The sequence below is a fragment of the Serratia sp. K1WW1 genome (genome assembly GCF_055790865.1).
The window spans coordinates 4,745,386-4,765,196 of sequence record NZ_CM147697.1 but is presented as its reverse complement, the minus strand read 5'-3'; the positions used below and the strand labels follow the sequence as shown (position 1 = coordinate 4,765,196).

The window sequence follows — 19,811 nt, the reverse complement described above, 5'->3', positions numbered from 1 at the left end:
ACAACACTGAAAAACTGAAAAGGGATGGAACATGTTGGAAACCGTTCAGTCAGTCCGTTGGTTGCCGCTGACACCGGCACAGTTTGATTTTTGGGAGGAGTTCAGCTTTCATCCGCATCAGCCCGTCTCTACCGTCGCCCACCGCATCACGTTACGCGGCGAGCTTGATGAACCTGCGCTGTTGGCGGCGTTAGAGCAGGTCGTTGCTGAAACCGATGTTTTTACCATCCAGTTTCAACTGCCTGACCATGACGATCTACCGCTACAGCGCTGCAATCCCCAACTGCGTCCTCGGGTACGCCTGATTGAGTTACAACAGACCGACGTTGCCGAATCGATGATGCAGGCCGACATCGAGCGCCAGCTCAATTTACTGAGCCAGCCTTTGGCGGTCGTCTGGTTGCTCCGTTTTTCACCTACGCATTACACCGTTTATATCCGGGCACATCACATTATTATTGATGGTTTCGGCATGGCGCTGATCGAACATCGTCTCGCTGAGCTTTATCGCGCCCGCCTGCAAAAAACCACCGCTAGCCAACCTTTCCACGCGTTTTATGATTTTCTGGCTGAAGAGCAGCACTACGCCAGTAGCGAAAAATCGCGGCAGGACGCCGAGTATTGGCGCCGGTATGTTACCGACGCGCCTCCGCTCCCGGTTCTGCAAAAGGGAGGGGAGGACTACGGTGCGGAGTGTCTGCACAGCGAAGCGGTACTGCCTGAACATTTTAGCCAGCAGTTGAGCGCCTTTTCCGAGCGCTGCGGTACAGGTTGGCCGGATTTGCTATTGGCGCTTTCCGCTGCCTGGCTGACGTTTCAGCTTTATGGGGAGAATAAGGCTGAGGTACAGCCAATCTGGGTGCCTGTCATGAACCGCCGTGGCATGGTAGCCGCCAGCGTCCCGGCGTTGGCGGTGAATATTCTGCCGCTGTTTGTTCATGTCGAACCACAGGAGAAGGTTGTGGACTACGTCAAACGCACCGCGAAAACGTTACGCGACCTGCGTGCACACGGGCGTTATCGCATTGAGACCCTGGCCGCAGATCAAGGGTTGGGAAAAGGAACGCGTTACTTTTTCTCACCGTTGATCAACGTACTTCCCTTCGATCCTCCGCTGTTTGCAGGCTGTGAAGCAGAGCGAGAAGTCATGGCGAGCGGCCCAGGGGATGGCTTTAACATTACCTGGCGTGGCCGTACGGATGCCAGCGAACTGCATATCGATATTGATGCCGATCCTGCAATGTATGCCTCCCTGAACGTCGAGGAGATGGTCACACACCTGCACAGCTTCCTGAGTAGGGCGATGATGCCCGAAGCGGGGCAGCAGCCGGTTTACCCACTGCTAAACCAGTAAGATCTTCCGCCAACGGGCTGGCCCGCTGGCGGAGATTGGTTTTTTATTGCAGCAGAGAGCAAACCTCTTCGGCGTTTTTGCACTTAATCAAGGCCGCTGCTGGCAGTGAAACGCCGAGTTCTACGCTGATCCTCTCCCTCAGCGTTGGCATATGGCTGAGTTTCAGACCCATGGCAAGAAACGGGGTCTGCTGATGCCATTCAGGCCGCAGAGGCTGCCCGATTACAGCGCAATAGATTGCCAGCACCGTTTGTTGAGGTGTCGCCGGGGTGGCGAGCGTTGCCGAATGAGATTGCTCCAGCTCGGTACGCAGCGCATGGCGATCGATTTTGCCATTAGCCGAGAGGGGGAAGCGGGTTTGCACTATGAAGCGGCCAGGGATGTGAGTACAGGGCAAATAGCGCTGCGCGAAGATGCGTAGCTCCGACATGCTCGGCGGGACTTGATTAGCGGACAGATAGACCGCACCCAGCGACTTCTCTGGCGTATCGTCCACCGCGTAGTCGAGCACCACAATATCCTCTATGGCTGGATGCTGGCGCAACGCCTCCTCGATTTCCGGCAGTGAAACCCGTACGCCGCGAATTTTAACGTAGCCATTAATGCGGTTGGCAAACATGATGACGCCGTCAGGCCGGTAATAGCCAATGTCTCCGGTACGGAACGCTCGCTCGCTAATGCCATCTGGAGTCATCACGTCAACAAAGTCGTGCTGCACCAACGCCCCATTTTCCAGATAGCCACAGGCCAGATTGGCCCCGGCAGTGTGGATGCGCCCAGCAACGCCGCAAGGGCAATGTTCACCGCTGTCATGACAGATAAAATACTGAGTGCCAGCCAGCGGCTTACCATAGGGAATTTGCGCCGTGTCGCTAGCGGTGATCTCGTGCCAGATGCTCCAGATAGTCGTTTCCGTCGGGCCGCCGAGTGACATCAACCGCAGCTGAGGATGCCTTGAACGCAACAACCTGATGGTGGCAGGCTTAATGTAATCGCCGCCCTGGGCCACTAGCCGCAGGGAGGAGAGCTGGTCTGGCGTTGCGCAGTCCAGCAGCATTTCCAGGATCGCTGGTACAGAGCACCACAGCGTGATCCGGTGTTGTGCCACCAGGCGGCCCCAACTGATGGCGTCTTTTTCCTCATGTCTGGCTGGCAGCACCAGCGTTGCGCCCACGCTGAGTGAGGCAAACACATCAAACACCGACATATCGTGGTGCAGCGGCGTCACCGAGATAAAGACATCTCGCTCGGTGATCTCCCAGTGAGCGAGGGTTTGCCCAATCACGTTGGCCGTTGCCCGGTTATTCAGCACGACGCATTTCGGTTTGCCCGTGGTGCCGGAGGTATATAGATAATAGGCGGGGTGGGTGCTGTCGCTTCGAGCGTCAAACCGAGGTGGGCTGACGTTGATGGATTTGAGCGCATCAGGCGTGACCGAGCCTGGGATTACGGCGTCTTCATCGCATATCACCAGCTTGGGTTGGCAATTTTCCAGTAAATACGCCGTCCGTGCCGTAGGAGAATTAATATCTATCGGCACCCGGATAATCCCTAACAGGGAGCAGGCTAGTGAGATAGCGATATGCTCCAGGCCGCGTGGAAGATAAATTGCCACCACGCTCCCCGCCTCCAACTGGCGCTCGAGCAGTCCGTTGGCCATGCTGGCGACGAGCTCACCCAGTGCCTGCCAGCGCAATTGTTGTTCGCCGCAGATCACGGCCACCCCATCACGAGTGCCGGAAAACAGATTTTTTGCGATGTGGCCTAGAAAATCGTTGCTCACGGCGGCGCTGGCGGGAGTGTTAGCCCGGTAATGTGCGTAATTCATCGTTTCGCGGACGGGGATATCCAGCGACCCCTGAGAGACTATATGCAGCATGCGCTGGTGGATTGCGTTCAATATAGCGCTGACCTGTTCGGGCGCGAGAGCCTGCTCAACATAGTCGGCAATCATCAGTAAATTGCGCTGCTCATCGTACATTAGGCGAATATCCAGCGCGACCTGCGGCGTTTGGGTCAGACCGCTTTCGGCACGGATTGGCGCGTTGGCCGGTAGCGTTTCCCAGCTCAGGCAGTTGGTCAGGATCACCGGCAGCGCGGGGGCACGCGCGGTTCGCGGTGACAGCTGGCGAGCCAGATCCACACCTGACCAGGCAAGGTTTTGCAAGCCGCCAAGAATGTCTTCCTGCAAACGTTGGGCATTCTCGCCTAACGGCCGACAATGTCGGACGTAGTGAATGGCAATAAACGTCGAACGATTGGTGGGTTGCCCCTCTTTGGCCGGGAAGGCAACGGGGATGCCGACCGTGAGTGCTTCATCTTCCGACCAGAGCGCCAGCGTGTCGAGCACGATAGCCGACAGAGTGGTGTTGGCAAACAGTCCCTGTGATGTGCCAAGGCGGGTGAGCTGCTTCAGGTGGCTGGCATCCAGAATTTGTTGTTCACGCCGCCAGCGGGGATGCACGATCTCGCCCAAAGGTTGCTGCCAGGGAAGCCGGGAAGGGGTAACGACCTGCGCCAGCTTGTCTTGCCAGTAGGCTTTTGCCCGTTCCCGTTCTTTTTCATCTACTTCGTTCGGTGTTGCGTCATGTTCAAGTGCGGCAAGCGGCTGTTCATCAAATAGCCGGCCGATGATATGCGAGATCCCTTGGCCGTCGAGGATCAGCGCATCAAAGCTGGTGAAAATCTGGTACTCGGTTGCGCCAGGCAAGGTAATCAGAATGATCCGCCAAGGAGGTGACGACGGATCGTGGCGGATCTGTTGGTAATGCTGCCGCAGCTGTTGCACTTTTTTAGCCGCGTCTGCTTCACTGGCATCACGCAGGTCGATCTCTTCCAGGTGAGGTTCCAGCTCAGGCAGAATGTGCTGCTGCTGTGTTTCCTCCTCGATCCAGGTGCGTAACGCGGCGAAGTGATTAACCAACTCTGCCAGCCGACGGCGGAAGTGCGCAGGATCGATGACCCCCCTAAAGGTCCTGAAATCGTGCATGGCAACGCCACCGAGCGGCCATTGCTCGCTGTTTCCCAGCAGATAAGCCTGCTGGAGCGACGTTAATGGTTTCCCCATTAGCTTCTCCTTTTGCCGTACTGCCGCTGGCGGTGCCAACCAGCCGGAAACGCTGTCATCAATGTGTTGCGGTGCCGCTGCCAGGCGTTCGGCGAGCGTGTGAAAACGCGTAAAGAGCTGATGCAGTTGGCCGGGGGGAAACGCATCTTCACGCACATCCCAGTTGATCAGAATTCCATCGCCAATCCAGGCTACCTGCGCGTCCAGCGCGACCTGCGGCCCCTGAGAGATGACCCACGCCAGTTCACCCAATTGCCCGCCGACCCGCTCAGAGAACAGCACTCCACCGGAGATACCGAACCCGGCGGTAAAGACGATGGGGGAGTATTGCAGCTGGCCACGCAGGCGCGAAAGATCGCGCATCACGCTCACCCCGGAATAGCCGCCGTGGCCAAGGATTTCGTGCAGCTGCGTCATGGTGCGTTGGCAATAATGCAGCAGCGTTTCATCGGGGTACTGCTCGGCGCTGAACAACAACAGATCGGAAAAATCACCGACGATGTCGTCACCGCCCGCAATCTTGGGAGCGCGGAAAAAGGTCGGTACGTTGATGCGCAACGCGGGCTGCCTGAAACCTTCCATCATCGTCAGGCTGAACAAAGCAAGGAAAAGCGAGCTTAACGTCAGATGGTGGTGACGTGCGCAGCGCTGCAAGGCATGGCTGATTTGGGGATTAAGCTGGATTGCCATTCTGCGGGTTTGGCACTGCCTGTCCGTATAGGGAATGGCGGGAGCAGGGGGGATGTCCGGTAAACGTTGCCGCCACCAGGCGCGATCTCGCTCTCTGGCGCTAAGCAGCAGCGGATCGTGGGTACGCTGTGCCAGATAGCGAAACCAGGCGACCTCCATCACTGGGGCGCTCTGTGGCGGTGGTTGTTGGTAGAAGCGGGCGAGATCTTCCACCACGATACGAAAGGAGAGGGCATCCGCAGCGATCATATCCAGATCGATATGCAGCCGGCTGGCCTGCCCTGGCAATATCGTCAGGCTGATTTCGCACGGGTAGCCTTGATCGCGCAGCAACTGCTGGTTTTCCATGCGCCACCGCTTGTCAGCCAACAATCGTGGTACTTCGGCTGGTGGGTAATGACAAAAATCATCGATACCCAGTGGTGGGTGACTGGCAGCCACATGCTGTAGCCCCTCTGCGGTGACGTGAAGACGCAGCATTGGATGCGTGCGATATAGCGCGTCTACAGCGTGCCGAAAGCGGGGGATATCGGTGATGGTGCCATCGAATTCTGCGTACAAATGCGCGGCAACGCCGCCTAATGCCTGCGCAGAGTGCCTGCCTACCCATGAGGCCGCCTGCATTGGAGTCAATGATTTCATTGCATATCGTTCCTGATTGGCCAACGGAAGCCGCCTAAATATATAACAGAGCTTAATGCGAATGAAAATTATTCTTTTTTATGTTGTTGGCGATACATTGAGCAGGGTAAGGTTATGCGAGGCACATAAGTTCACTCCGTGGCCACTGAGATGGCACCTCGGGGTTATGCATAGGGAGCAAGCAGAAGATGAGGTTGTTACCGGTTAAACGTCGTCATCCCGTGTTGGGGTTTTTATTATTACTTACCTTGCTGATGGGCAGCGGCCATGGTTTTGCCCAAGGTTGGCCCAGGGCGTTTCACAACGCGGATGGCTCCGTCACTCAGATCCCGGCCCCTCCGGGCCGTATTCTCTCTACCTCCGTCAGCGTCACCGGAACGCTACTGGCGATCGATGCTCCGGTTGTCGCCAGCGCCACGGCGGTGAACGGCCAGTTCTTTGGGCAATGGGACAAGGTGGCCGAGCAGCGCCACATCGCTAAAGTCTGGCCCGCGGGCAGTATCGATCTTGAACTGGCCTATGCCATGGCCCCCGACTTGATCGTCGTCTCAATCAATGGCGCAGACTCATCGCGCGCCTATTTGGCTGAGCTACGGGCCATTGCGCCGGTCATTATCGTGAATTATGGCAATCAGACCTGGCAAGCTCTTGCCCGTGAACTGGGGGCCGCACTGGGGCTTGAGGCTCAGGTTGAACAGCGGATCGGCGGTTTTGACGCGCTGCTTACCAACGCCCGCCAGCAAATCCATCTGCCTGACGGACAAGCCAATATTATCAATTTTAACGGCCCGGGAACGGTCAATCCCGTGGCGACACCGGCCAGCGTGCATGCCCGTTTACTTGAGTCATTAGGGTTTTCTATCGAAGCGCCAAACCCGGCCTGGCAAAGCAATCTCACCCGCTCCGGCGACTTTATCTGGGCTGAATATGAGAATCTGACGCAGTTAACGGCGGGCACCACGTTTCTGTTGAGCGCTGGCGACGTCAGGATCAACGAGTTTCTGCATGACCCGTTACTTCAGCGCCTGCCTTCGGTACAACAACACCGGGTTTACAGCCTTGGCGCGCATGCGTTCCGGGTGGATTACTACAGTGCCAGTGAGATGGTGGCAGACATTGTCCGCCATTTTGCCGGTAGCCCAACGCAGGAGCGGTGAAATGCGTGTCTGGCGACTGGTTGGCCTGATCCCTGGCCTGGTTTTACTGCTGGCACTCGGTTGCTTCAGCCTCTATTTCGGTGCTCGCCCCATTGCTCCAGCGGTGATTTGGCAGGCGCTCACGCAGTTTGATCCGCACAATAGCGAGCATTTACTGGTCTGTTATCTACGGCTGCCGCGCACCTTATTGGCCGTGGTGGTTGGAGCGGCTCTTGGTGCGGCTGGCGTCATCATGCAGACGCTCACCCGTAATCCTCTGGCGGATCCCGGCCTGCTCGGTGTGAATGCCGGAGCCACGTTGGCGATCGTCCTGTCGATCGCGGTGTTTAATGTGGCGGATGTCTTTAGCACTATGTGGTTTGGCGTGGCCGGTGCGGCGATAGTCAGCGTTGCGGTGTTGCTGGTTGGCGGCATTGATGGCAATAACCCGGTAAGGATTGTGCTGGCCGGGGCTGCGTTGACCATTGTGCTGCTCAGCCTGACTCAACTCGTCATCATCAACAGTGAACCAGAGGCGTTCGATCGCTTCCGGCACTGGGTGATTGGATCGTTACAGGGAAGAGGGTTCGACGTACTGCTCCCGGTTGCCATGCTGGTGGGCGTGGGGCTGTTGCTGGCGTTGGCCAGCAGCAAAATGCTGGATATTGCGGCACTCGGCTCGGATGCCGGCCTGGCGCTCGGCGTTAATCCGCGCAGGCTGGTGGTGATGTCCGCTCTGATTATCGTGATACTGGCCGGTGCAGCCACGGCGGCGGCTGGGCCAATCGTTTTTGTTGGCCTGACCGCACCGCATTTTGCCCGTGCCGTTGCCGGATTGCAGCATCGAGCGCTATTGCCCTGGGCCATGCTGTTTTCCGCCATGCTGGTGTTGTTGGCCGATATTCTGGGGCGCATCGTTGGCTATCCCGGTGAAGTTAGCGTTGGCGTCATGGTGGCGCTGATCGGTGGCCCCTGTTTTGTGTTGCTGGTGAAACGTTGGCAGGGGGAACGGGTATGAGCGTTAACAGGACGGTGCTGGTATGCCTGGTTTTGGCCTCTTTGCTGCTGGTTGCTGCCGCTTTCGCTCTGACGGTGGGGCGCTTTACGTTGCCGGTATCGAGCGTGCTGCAAGCCATCGCGGGGGAAGGAAATCCCATGGCGCAGCAAATTGTCAGGGCGATCCGCCTGCCGCGCGTGTTGACGGCGGTTTTAGTTGGGGGCGCCTTGGGCATCTCCGGGGCGATTTTTCAGTCCGTATCGCGCAATGCGCTTGGATCGCCAGACGTCATTGGCTTTACCACCGGTGCGGCAACCGGTGCGATTGTGCAGATTGTCCTGCTCAACGGTAACACCGTAGCGATCGTGATTTCGGCCATGGCTGGGGGGCTGGCGACGTCGCTGCTGGTCTATTGGTTAGCTCATCATCACGGCGTGGTGAAGGGATACCGCCTGATATTGATGGGCATTGGTGTCGGTGCGGTACTCAGTGCCCTCAATGGTTTGCTGCTGGTTAAAGGTGATATTGATAACGCCGTGATGGCCACTTTATGGCTGGCGGGAACCACACAGGGGCGAAACTGGCTGCACGTTATCCCGGTGGCCAGCAGCATCGCGTTGCTATTGCCGGTGGTGATGATGTGTGCCAGGGAGCAGAACATCATGACAATGGGGGATGAGGTAGCCCACCAACTGGGTGTCCGTGTCGAACTCACCCGCAAGATTATGACGTTTTGCGGCGTGATTTTGGCTGCGGTGGCAACCAGTGCGGCGGGGCCGATTGCCTTTATCGCGCTTATGGCACCACAGCTGGCAATACGCCTGACACGCAGCCCGAACCTGCCGGTGGTCAGTGCGGGTCTGGTGGGCGGCTGCCTGTTGTTAGGGGCCGATATTGTCTCCCAGATACAGCCATCAGGGCTGATGATGCCGGTAGGATTAATGACAGGAGTGATAGGTGGCGGGTACTTGCTGGCTCTGTTACTGCGTGGCGGCTGTCGCTAAGGCTAAGGGAGGGGTGTCGCAAATGTGATCAAATTGATTTGCATTCAACATTGTAAATGATTATCGTTTGTGGCTGTTGGCTTGCTTGCTGTAATGACTCCCCTATTTCAAGCTTTGGGAGTCGCGGTATTAAACGCAGTTATTAAGTGGAAAACTAATAATAAGGTCGTAAAGACCAGTTATTAAGCAGTGTGTTCTTTGTCGCTCAGTTGAAAAAACTAAAAATTCAGTGTGCATTTGGCAAAGGAGATATCAATGAGCGAACTAAAGGGTGATAAAAAATACCCGATTTCATTACGTAATGGGCCCCAACGCATTTCTGAAAAATATCATATGCCCTCCGTTATTCTGGGGTTATGTGTTTTCGCCGCAGCGGATGCTATTGCTGCCGATGATGCCCCAATACGCAATGAGAATAATGAGCCAGAAACCATTATTGTTACCGGGGAAAAGGTAAGACGCACTATTTACGATACCGGATCCAGTATTGAGGTGTTTGACGATGCACGGATCGATTCACTGCCCGGTGCAACGCAGGTATCCGATTTATTAAAAATGACGGCCAACGTCCTGGATACGGGCATTGGTAACGATATTCCCACCATTCGCGGCATTGATGGCTCAGGGCCCGCCACGGGTGCCAACGCTTTCCTTAGCGGTACACGGCCACGCATGAACCTCTCGCTCGATGGGCGTTCCTTAACCTATAACGAACTGGCCGTCGGGCCGCAATCCCTGTGGGATATGCAACGGGTTGAAGTATACCGGGGGCCGCAAAACTACATTCAGGGGCGTAATGCGATTGCCGGTGCGGTGGTGATGAGCAGCAAGGATCCGACGTTTGACTGGACTTCGGCGGTCAGGGCCGGAGGCGGAAATCAGGATTCTACCCAGGCCTCTGCCATGCTATCGGGGCCGATTGTTGAGGACCAATTGGCGTTTCGCCTGAGTGCCGACCGCCAGCGGCGGGAGAGTTTTGTCGATCTGATTTCCTACGAGCCGGTGGGTAACCCGCGCGAAATCGAAGTGACTAACATCCGTGGGAAGCTGTTGTATAACCCTGCCGGGCTACGCGATCTCACCACTAAACTGTCGATAAATCACTATGAAAGCCAGGCACCGCAGAATGAAGCACTAAGCCCGGCCAACCACGCCAGTTCCCGTTTTGACCGGCGTCGCCCAGTCGTTGAGACCCAATCCACCAGTGGCATTTGGGATATTGCCTGGGAACCGTCGGAGCAGTTAAGCGTCCAGAACAAGTTTATTTATACCGATTTTAGTAACCATCGCCGTACCGCAGAAGCGCTGCCGTGGGCCGACATTGAAGGGAAAGAGTTCCAAATGGAGCCACTGGTGCTTTTCGGCACACCAAACGATCGTTGGCGTGGCCTGGCTGGTGCGCGTTACTTCCATGCGTCGCAGGATGAGTTTGTGAATCTTTTCCCTGGCGGTAGCCCGTTCAAGGATAAAACAGATACCTACGCCGCCTTTGGCGAATTGACCTGGGCCGTGTTGCCACATATCGATATTACCGCCGCCAGCCGGGTGGAAAGAGAGCACCGTCAACGTAAGGGTGGCAAAGCGCGTAAGGTCGATTTTGATGAAACCTGGGATGTGTTCCTGCCCAAGCTGGATGTTGCGTGGAAGCCTTCATCGCGGCAAACCTTTGGTGCCAAGGTGGCTCGCGGCTATAACGGCGGTGGCGCTGGGATGACGTTTTCCGCCCCCTTGATCAACTATACCTACGATCCTGAATATGTCTGGAACTATGAGCTGTATAGCCGCCATGGCATTGAAGATCTTGATCTCGAGGTGATCACCAACCTGTTTTATAACGACTATAAAGACATGCAGCTGCCGTATTATCTGGATTCCAATATGAACTCAATGATGATCCGCAATGCAGATAAGGTCGAAACCTATGGCGCTGAACTTGGGGCTATCTGGAAACCGACGGGGAATTTTGAGCTGAATAGCTCAGTAGGGTTATTAAAAACCAAAATCAAGAAATTCTCCGACAGCAGAATCGATGGTCATGAATTACCGCGCGCTCCGGCAGTCACCGCCAATATGGGGGCGAAATATAATCTTATGCCGGGGTTGGAGTTAAGCGGTAATGTGACGCTTTCCGATACCTATTATTCCCAGTACGACAACGATCCACGCGGGAAAATCCCTTCCAGAGTGATTGCCAATATGCAGTTGGCTTACACCTTCAAGCAGGGGCGCGTCAGCGTGTTTGCACAAAACCTGTTTGATTCTGATAAACGCGTCATGGTGATGAATAACGACGTTTCTACCGCGGTTATTCAGCGGCCACGCCTGGTTGGCGCCGTCGTCCAACTGGATTTCTAAGGTCATCTATCGCCAATGAAAGGCGCAGCAGGTTTTTGCCTGGGAGGGAAATGTGAACACTGGTTTTAGCGAGTTCAGCGGTGAAGAAGCCGCCAGCGAGTTTGAGCAGCAGGCCTGGTTCGAACACCAGCAACAGCTACATGGGGAAGGCCAACAGGTGTTGGCCTGGCAGTTAACCGGTGCCGTGGATTATGGCCGCTTGGTCAACGCACTGGAACAAGCCCAACGGCAGTTGCCAGGTATCAACGTCCGTTACGTTTATGGTGAGCGCGGGCTGATGCGCAGTGACAATACATGTTCGCAACCAGCGGTGACTATCCAGACGATCCGCCATCCCCAAGAAGCTATTGACGCCCTGTTAAGCGCCAAAGCGATACCTTTTGACCTGGAGCAGGCTCCGCCGCTGCGCTTTATGCTGTTTTCCGGCGACAGGGGCGGCATGCTGGGGATAGTGGTGCATCGCATTCTGTCAGCATCGCTGGATTGGCGAGATATACCGCACAAGGTCAGTGAACTGTATCAGCAACAAGTTCCCCCGCACTCCTCTGAGCCATTCATTATGGAGCTCTTGCCGCTGCCAGATTGTGCCGCTCGGCAGACCTCGGTGGAGGTTTTTGCGGGGGAAGTGGATTCCCCTGTCACGCCGGGATCTGATGCGGTAATACGGCAACATATCCTGCAAGCCTTCCGCGAGGCGCTCGCCGTGCCCACGATGGGGGAACATGATGATTTCTTCGATTTCGGCGGGCACTCGCTGATTGCCACGCGAATTATTGGCCGCTTGAAGAGCCAGCAGCAGCTTGAGATCAATATCAACGATCTCTTCAGCTATCCCAGTGCGGCTCAACTGGCGCGCTATGCCTACATCGCTAATAACGTGGCCGCTTCGCCGGGTAAGCAAGCGGAGAATTTGGCATCGCTAAGCCCGCAGGCTCCTTTATCGTTGGCGCAACGGTCATTGTGGAAAATCTATCAGGCGCTAGGCTGCGGCGAGGCTTTCAATATTCCCTTTGCGCTGCGCTTTCTCGACCCGATTGATGAAGGGCTGTTCTTCCAGGCCTTCCAGGATATTTTGCTGCGTCATCCGGCTCTGCGCACCCTGTTTGTCGACATTTCCGGCGAGGTTTTTCAGCAGATCGTTCCGCCGGAGATGCTGTCTCAGTACGAATGGTTCTGGCATTCGCAGTCTCAGGATGTGCCGCTGGATCAGGCGCTACAGCGCGCAGCCAGCCACCACTTTGAGCTCGACGATGAGTTACCGGTACGAATCACTTTCCTGCGGGATGAGGAAAATGGTCAACAGGTGGTTTCGCTGTTGTTCCACCATATTGTGTTGGACGAATGGTCGGTGAATATCCTGATGGATGAATTGGCCCAGGCGATGGCAAGCCGTTCCGCCGGATCGGCACCGGAGTGGCTGCAGACACCGGCACCGTTCCACGCGTTCGCAATCCAACAGCAACAGGCCGGGGTCAACGATCGACATCTGCAGTTCTGGCTGGAATGTTTGCATCATGCACCGTCTGGGGCATCGATTTTCGCCAGCGAAGCGCAACAGGCCGATGCGGCTTCTCACTCCGGCAACTGGGTTGAGTTCAAGCTGGAACACGCTGTCTCCATCGGGCTTTACCGCCTGGCGAAACAGCAGGGGGCCTCACTGTTTAACGTGGTATACAGCGGAATTGCTGCGGCGCTCCATCTGCTGGGTGGGGCGAAAGATCTGGTCATTGGCACCTCGGCCTCTGGGCGTAACGACGCGCAATTTTTCGATACCATCGGTTACTTCACCACCGTCGTCGCCCATCGGATCGGTTTTTCTGATGACACTACGCTGAACGCGCTGATCGATGACGTAAAGCGGCAGATAAATGATTCACTGCCTTTCAGCGACATCCCGATCGATCTGGTCGAAGAAGGGCTGTTTGGCGATCGGGCGCCGCACGGCAGCCATATGTTTGAGGTCTTCATTCAGCTTCATGCCAAAAATAAGCTTAACGGAGCGTTTAGCTTGGCCGCGGGCCAGCAGATCCGCTTTCGCCAGATCGATCCCGAGAAATCAGAATCGGTGCTGGGGTTGCAGTTTGAGGTGATGGAAGAGCAAATCGACGGCGAGCCTTCGGTGCGCGTCATGTTGAGCTACCGCACTGACCGCTATTCATGCGATCAGCTACAGCAGATCGTCCAAACGACACGTCAGGTGTTTGCCGCTATGGCCGATTCCGTCGGTCAACCGGCGCTACGGCTCGATGCGCTACGCCATAACAGGGGGGGATTATGAAGCAGGAACCGTTGGACGAGATTCAGCGCATCTATCCGGCCAAAACCCTGGTAGAGCTGGTTTATAGCGCCTCACAGCAGGCTCTGTTTGTCAGCTCTCCCGATTGGGAGGATGAGCGGCAATCCCGTGTACTGCGGATAAATCCGCAAACCCTGGCCGTTGAGCAGGAGATCCCGTTACCGGTCAAAGGGTTTGGCGTGGCGCTGGACGATCGCCGCGGGCATCTTTACCTCTCACAGGGGTTTAACGGCACCGTCGCCGTAGTGGATATTGCCGCCAATCGGCCGATCGCCACCATTGCGTTGATGCAGGAGATTGCTTTCCATGAGCTGTATCAACGGGAGGGGATTGTCGGCGAGCGTCAGGCCTTTTTATTACGGGAATTGGAGCGCTTTGGCGTGAGCGAAGGCTTCCCATGGAAGCTGCGGGAGCTGGTTTTCGATCCACGTAGTGAGCGCCTGTTCCTGCCAGGGCTGGGGCTGGGTATCGATAGCGTGCTGTTTGTGGTGGATACCCGCAAGCGTCAGCTGGAGAAGATTATTCACGGTTTCGGCTATAACGTGGTGGGCATCACGCTGGATGAAACGGGGCGCCGCGTCTTCGTTTCTAACATGCAAGGTCAGTTGTTTGTGGTGGATCCAGACAGCTTGGCGGTGGTTTCCCAATGGGAGATCGAAGTCGATCAACTGCTTAATATGGTCTATGACCCACAGCAAAACCGGATCTTCGGTGTCGATCAGGGCATTGACCGCAGCGATTGGCGTAACAATCATCTGGAACGTGAATATGTTGCCCGTAGCGCGGGTCATCAGGCCTTCGTTCTGAACGCCGACAATGGCGACGTTATCGCACGTATGGCAACGGATGAAGTGCCGATCGGGCTGGCATGGGATGGCGAGCGGCAAAGGCTGTACGTCGCCAATCGCAAAGGAATTCGCGTGGATATTGGCGAAGGCACGCTAACGGTATTTGATACAGCCCGCTATTGCCTGCTGCAGACCATACCTATGGCTCCGCATCCCAACAGCCTGGCGTTTGGTGAGGATAAGCAGTGCCTGTTTATCACCGTCAAAAATGATGAAACCATGATTAAGGCCGGGCTGCCGGAATGCGTTGCCCGTATGCCATTGCGGTAGTGGCCGCAGGTGAAGGGATAAGGGAGGTGAAGTCAATTGCCAAGGCTCAAGCTGCATGGATTCAATAATCTGACCAAGAGTCTGAGTTTTTGTATCTACGATATTTGTTACGCCGAGACGGTAGCCGAGCGCGACGGCTATATCGCCTATATAGACGAGCAATATAATGCCGACCGTCTGACCGAGATCCTGGTGGAAACCTGTTCGCTGATTGGAGCCAACGTGCTGAGCGTTGCCCGCCAGGACTATGAGCCGCAAGGTGCCAGCGTGACTATTCTCGCCAGTGAGGAGCCGGTCAAGCCTCCCCAGCCAGAGTCCGTCGTGGCGCATTTGGACAAAAGCCATATCTGTGTTCATACCTACCCGGAAAGTCACCCTGGGTGTGGGGTTTGCACCTTTCGAGCCGATATCGACGTCTCGACCTGTGGGGTGATTTCGCCGCTGAAAGCCCTCAACTACCTGATCCAGCAGTTGGAGTCAGATATTGTGACGATCGATTACCTGGTCAGAGGTTTTACCCGGGATGTGTATGGGGTGAAGCATTACATCGATCATGAGATCAATTCGATCCAAAACTTCATTGCGCCAGAGATAAAGTCGCTTTACCAGATGGTGGATGTGAACGTTTATCAGGAAAATATCTTCCATACCAAGATGTTGCTAAAAGCGTTCGATTTGCATGATTACCTGTTCAGCACCAGGTTGCACACCCTCAGCGAGGCCCGACAACTGGAGATCAGCAAGCTGTTGTGTAAAGAGATGCGGGAGATTTACTCTGGACGAAATATGCCGTAGACGGGGTGATGCCTGCTAACGGACAATCGCAGGCATCAATTTGCTTAGTGCGCTGAAGAAATCAGTCATAGCTGATATTAAACAGTACCGCACTCTTCACTTTTCCGGGGGTTGCGCGCCCGGTGGCATAATACTCATAGCCGATATCACACTGGCTGCGGTTATCGGTAATAACAGCACAGCCAACGCGCGGGCCGGTGCGTAAATCCAGCGGCTTGTCATTCATCAGAAGCCGGATTTCGACGTTGTCGGCCTCGCCGTTCAGCGTATTGACCAGGTTACCGGTATCCGAACTGACCGTCGGCCCATTTCCCAGCGTAATATAGGGCGTGTAGCCATTGGTACAATGTACCCCGCCGATATGGATACTGCCTAGCGAACGGCCATGAGTCATACCGGCTGCGCGTAGGTTCCCCACAGAGACCTGCGGCATGATCCAGTCGTAGTCCTTGTGTTCTTGCCCCTCGACGCTGTCAAAATAACAGGTTGCGAGCTTGATGGAGCCAGTAACGTTCAGTATGCCAGTAGAGGCGGCTGCAACGCTGTTGCCGCAGCAAATCAGCACCAGCAGAGACAGTATTCTCTGCGTATTCGTTATCTTCATTCTCCACTCCCGGTTATTGGTAAGTGATCATAAACTCTATTTGGGCATCAGCCCTGCCCGCCCGGATGGGGGTTGAGGTTTGAACATAAGTCGCCTTGACGCCCAGGCTGTAATCGCTGCCGCGGTCCTCAAGGAAGGTAATGTAATTTGCCAGATTGATGCTCTGGTTGAATTTGGCCCATTGGTAGTTGCCATTTTCCTGCCTCAAGCTCAGTTGGACACCTACCCCTGAGGCTGCGTCACCGGCGGTGGTGTTCAGTTTCGAGATCCCGCGTTCAGCATCAATAAATCCGTTGCGCGGCGTCAGCTTGAGGCTGATAACATTGGGCTTGAACACGCCGTAAGAGGTTGAACCATAGAAAGCGGGGCAACCCGATAGCACAATCTGAGTCTCGGCGCTGCCTGCCGTGCTGCCGATACCGTTGAACTCATCAGGATAGTGCTCCCCGAGCGGCAGGTAATAATTGTTGCCAACGTTGCAGGTTGCCGGGATCGCCGTCAGGTTGCCCACTATCCTCGCTTGTTGATAGACAAAGCTCTCACCATTGCCGTCGAATGAGGTTTTGAACCTGGGGAGATCGCTACTGCTAATAGTTCCGCTGCCGATGTTGGCGGCAATTTTAATCATTGCAATATTAAAACTGACTGCGGCATCGTCCTGACCGGTAAAGTTGAAAACGCTGTCGCTACTGGGTGAAAAGAAGGCAGAAAGCCTACCTGGGAGCTGTAGATGGGAGCCGCTGTTACCATCGGGGGTACCTTGCCACAGGGCTACCCCGACGCCAGAAATATTGGTATTGAACACGGTGGGAAACGTTGCGTCACGGTAACTGGATTGGCCATGGGGCGCACTGATAACGGTGTTAACCAGGTCATAAACCCCTGCGCGGCACAGCAGACTGGCACCGTTGCCATTGGTCTGGATACGTTGGGAATAGATGACACTGCCGATGGGAAGATCCTCCCCCACGGTAACATAGCCGCCGATGGTCAACCGGGTATCAAGCGGAGCTTTGACAGCGGAGGAACTATCCCAATCACAACCCGCACTTGCCGCGAGCGCATTCTGCGCATACAGGCCGCCACAGAGCAGCAGTGATATCGCTATTGCTGAGGCGAATTTTCTTTTCATGTTGTTTCTCATTTCGTGTGGGCACTTTGTCATTGGCAGACTCCTTGAATCAACTGCCTGCTGTCTTCAGCGGTGCTTGGCTGCAGCGAATAGTGGATGCTGCAATGCTCTGCCTGACTATCCCCCCACCTCACCTGCAACGCGCCTTTCAGGTCGAGATCGCGAGCTACCACCAGGCTGGCCTGGCCGACAACCCCCACGGCATTGTTCTGCGCATCATAGACGTTGGCAGCGAAGGGCAGTGGGCTACCATCCGGTCGCTTGGCTCTGATGTAGGTCACCTTGCCGCGTTTGGTTTCATAATCAAGCAGGACCACGGCACCGGCGCGGGGGGCCGTGGTATTGCGGGTAGACAGCAACTCTACGTCCTGTGAACTGCCCTTGGGATCGATATCGACCTGATTGAGATAATAGGGCCGCAGGTAAGGGACGATGGCGTAGCCAAAACGGTCGATCTGAACGCCGGGAGCGCTGGTAACGAGAGCGCCTTCAGCACCAGGCGCGTGTACCAGACCGCTTGTTTCGCCAAGTGATTGCCCTAAAGTGATACCGCCACCGTGGGCCACCAGGGCACCATCCATGCTTGCTGAAACCTGCCGGTTTCCCTGTCCATAGCTATAGTTTGCGCCCATATGGGCAAGGGATGAGCGGTAGCCAACGCCACCGTTGAAAAAGTTGCTATTGCCTTCAGTATTCCGGCTGGTGCTGACGGCATAGTTAAACTGATTCTGTTCACCCGCATTGCCCGACAGGCCAATCAGGCCAGTGCTCCCCTTGTCGTCGGTCGTGCCGGTAGCATTGAGCGTTGGCGCATGGAGGTTCGAGCCTAGCGGTAACGAGAGCGTCAACGCGTATTGGGTTTCCCGCCGATTAGCCGTTGTTTCTTCTGTATTTCCGGTGAGTTGCCCGCTCAGCGTTCGGCTGACCGAGAGGGTATAGCTGAGATTGCGCCAGAAGTTGCTATAGCCTAGCTGCAGGCTCTGTTGCGAACTGCTCTGGTTCCAGTAAGAGGTATGATTGCCGGTGGCATACAGGCTTCCCCAGCCTTGCCCCAGTTGCTGGTTGACCGAAAGCGTAAACAGGCTGCGTTGGCGGCCATAGGCATCGATATTTCCATTACGCAGGGCCAGATCGCGCAGCTGCACAGCGTCATTCAAGCTCAGGAAACCGTCGGTTGAGTAACGATAAGCGGCCACCGAGAAGCTGGTTTGTGTTTCTGGATACATCTGGCTGAAGCCGATACGATAGCTTTGCCCTGAACGCGAAGGCTGGCCGGGCAACCGGGTTTTCGCCTGGGTGACATCCAATGAGAGGGCACCGATAAACGTGTTCATAGCGCCACCTAATAAGGCAGAAAGGTACCCTTTGCTGGCGGTGGCACCGGTGTAGCCGGTAATGAAATTACTCAGGCCCAACTGGTAGGTCAGGCTGCCAAATTCAGGCTTGTTTGCCAACCCATCACTATTCACTTTACCCACTGCCACTTCGTAGCGGCTTATCCCTGGGCGCAACATTTGAGTCACTGAAGCATAGGGAACCGTGAAGGATCGGACTTGGCCATTGGCTTCTTCTACTTGTACGGTCAATTCCCCTCCATAGCTGGTGGGGTAGAGATCGTCGATCTCGAAAGGCCCAGGAGATACCGTAGTGGTATAGAGCGTGTAACCATTCTGAGTAATGATCACTCTGGCGTTGGTATTGGCTATGCCGCGTACTACGGGGGCATAGCCACGTAGGGCGTCAGGTAGCATACGGTCATCAGAATAAAGTCTGGCTCCTCGGAAACGTACTCCGTCAAACAGTTCGCCACTGGTAAAGGCGTCACCCAGGATCAATTGAGATTGCAGCGCGGTAACATCGCGGCTGATATAGGAAGATGTGCTTTTGTAATTCCCGCCACTCTTTCCCGAGGACCAATTGACACTGCCGTTATTTCGCACGCGCCAAGGGCCGAAATTCAGGCCGTTACGCAGCCCGAGATAGCCGTAGGTGTTGCTGTTTTCCCGCTGTCTTGACTGATAAACGTTGGCGTTGTAGTTCACTATCAAGGCGGTTAGGCCATCCTCCCACAGCTCGGGATTGACATAGCCACGCGGCGTTCTGTTGAGCAGCAACTGCGGTATCGTCAACGTCAGTTTTTGTTCGCCGATATCAAAGCTGACGGTGGCCCCGGGCAGGAGTTCACTGAGTGAACCGCAATAGCCCTCTTGCACTAATGGCGTCAATTGCACGGCAGGGATCTGAGCCAACAGTTTCTCTGCGCTCAAATTGAGCAACGAAAAGAAACTGCCCGGATAGCAGGGAAGGGATTGCAGGTTATTGCCCGGCTGGGCCTTAAACTGGATTTTGTCATTGCCGATCCGTTGGCCGTTAAGCTCGATTGCCACGGTGTAGATACCAGGAACAACGACGTTACTGCGGCTGAATTGGGCCGGATCGAATGTTCCGACCTTACCGCCAGGGAAAAAACTGGGATCGAATGTCACTTCTTCCGGCGTGTCTGCCGCATAGCTGGAAGTGGCCGAAATCATGGCGCATGAAAGAAACCACTTCAGCGCGGATTTTATTGTCGGTTTACACCTAGTCATAGCATCCTTGATGACTCAGATAAGCCAATACTT

Annotated in this window: 12 protein-coding genes; 8 read left to right on the top strand and 4 right to left on the bottom strand. The window is 55.5% G+C overall.

Translation table 11 applies throughout. The features are described from left to right. The first annotated feature begins 31 nt into the window (after positions 1-31). On the top strand, positions 32-1,354 hold the full coding sequence (locus tag ACX9GU_RS21615; protein WP_473192882.1) for a condensation domain-containing protein: 1,323 nt from the start codon (positions 32-34) through the stop codon (positions 1,352-1,354). Positions 1,355-1,397: 43 nt separating this feature from the next. On the opposite strand, the gene ACX9GU_RS21610 is transcribed toward ACX9GU_RS21615, so the two are convergent. Next, on the bottom strand, positions 1,398-5,753 hold the full coding sequence (locus ACX9GU_RS21610) for an amino acid adenylation domain-containing protein (protein WP_473192881.1): 4,356 nt from the start codon (positions 5,751-5,753) through the stop codon (positions 1,398-1,400). A 188-nt stretch (positions 5,754-5,941) separates the two neighbouring features. On the opposite strand from ACX9GU_RS21610, the gene fepB reads away from it, so the two are divergent. From fepB to speD, 7 genes are all read left to right on the top strand, one after another. Continuing rightward, positions 5,942-6,910 carry a Fe2+-enterobactin ABC transporter substrate-binding protein gene (fepB, locus tag ACX9GU_RS21605; protein ID WP_473192880.1) on the top strand — a complete coding sequence of 323 codons (969 nt, stop codon included), beginning with the start codon at positions 5,942-5,944 and terminating at the stop codon, positions 6,908-6,910. 1 nt (position 6,911) lies between these two features. Next, a complete protein-coding gene (locus ACX9GU_RS21600) occupies positions 6,912-7,907 on the top strand; it encodes a FecCD family ABC transporter permease (protein WP_473192879.1) in 996 nt (331 codons plus the stop codon). Continuing rightward, positions 7,904-8,890, top strand: a complete 987-nt coding sequence (locus ACX9GU_RS21595; protein WP_473192878.1) for a FecCD family ABC transporter permease — start codon at positions 7,904-7,906, stop codon at positions 8,888-8,890. Before ACX9GU_RS21600 ends, ACX9GU_RS21595 begins: the two co-directional genes overlap by 4 nt. Positions 8,891-9,223: 333 nt before the next feature. Further along, positions 9,224-11,245: a TonB-dependent receptor gene (locus ACX9GU_RS21590; RefSeq protein WP_473195230.1), complete on the top strand. Its 2,022-nt coding sequence runs from the start codon at positions 9,224-9,226 to the stop codon at positions 11,243-11,245. Positions 11,246-11,297: 52 nt separating this feature from the next. Continuing rightward, positions 11,298-13,523: a condensation domain-containing protein gene (locus tag ACX9GU_RS21585; RefSeq protein ID WP_473192877.1), complete on the top strand. Its 2,226-nt coding sequence runs from the start codon at positions 11,298-11,300 to the stop codon at positions 13,521-13,523. After that, positions 13,520-14,659 (top strand): YncE family protein, encoded by a 1,140-nt coding sequence (locus ACX9GU_RS21580; protein ID WP_473192876.1) that lies wholly within the window; start codon positions 13,520-13,522, stop codon positions 14,657-14,659. Before ACX9GU_RS21585 ends, ACX9GU_RS21580 begins: the two co-directional genes overlap by 4 nt. 36 nt (positions 14,660-14,695) lie before the next feature. Continuing rightward, the gene (speD, locus tag ACX9GU_RS21575; RefSeq protein ID WP_473192875.1) at positions 14,696-15,454 is read left to right on the top strand and encodes an adenosylmethionine decarboxylase; all 759 of its coding nucleotides are present in this window, start codon (positions 14,696-14,698) and stop codon (positions 15,452-15,454) included. Positions 15,455-15,515: 61 nt separating this feature from the next. Here the strand turns inward: speD and ACX9GU_RS21570 are convergent, their stop codons facing one another. Genes ACX9GU_RS21570 through ACX9GU_RS21560 form a run of 3 tightly spaced genes read right to left on the bottom strand, consistent with a single transcriptional unit; the run spans position 15,516 to position 19,778 of the window. Then, positions 15,516-16,058 (bottom strand): fimbrial protein, encoded by a 543-nt coding sequence (locus ACX9GU_RS21570; protein WP_473192874.1) that lies wholly within the window; start codon positions 16,056-16,058, stop codon positions 15,516-15,518. 13 nt (positions 16,059-16,071) lie between these two features. After that, complete coding sequence (locus ACX9GU_RS21565) at positions 16,072-17,190, bottom strand: fimbrial protein (RefSeq protein WP_473192873.1); 1,119 nt, start codon at positions 17,188-17,190, stop codon at positions 16,072-16,074. Between the two features lie 29 nt (positions 17,191-17,219). Then, positions 17,220-19,778 (bottom strand): fimbria/pilus outer membrane usher protein, encoded by a 2,559-nt coding sequence (locus ACX9GU_RS21560; protein WP_473192872.1) that lies wholly within the window; start codon positions 19,776-19,778, stop codon positions 17,220-17,222. Positions 19,779-19,811: the final 33 nt, after the last annotated feature.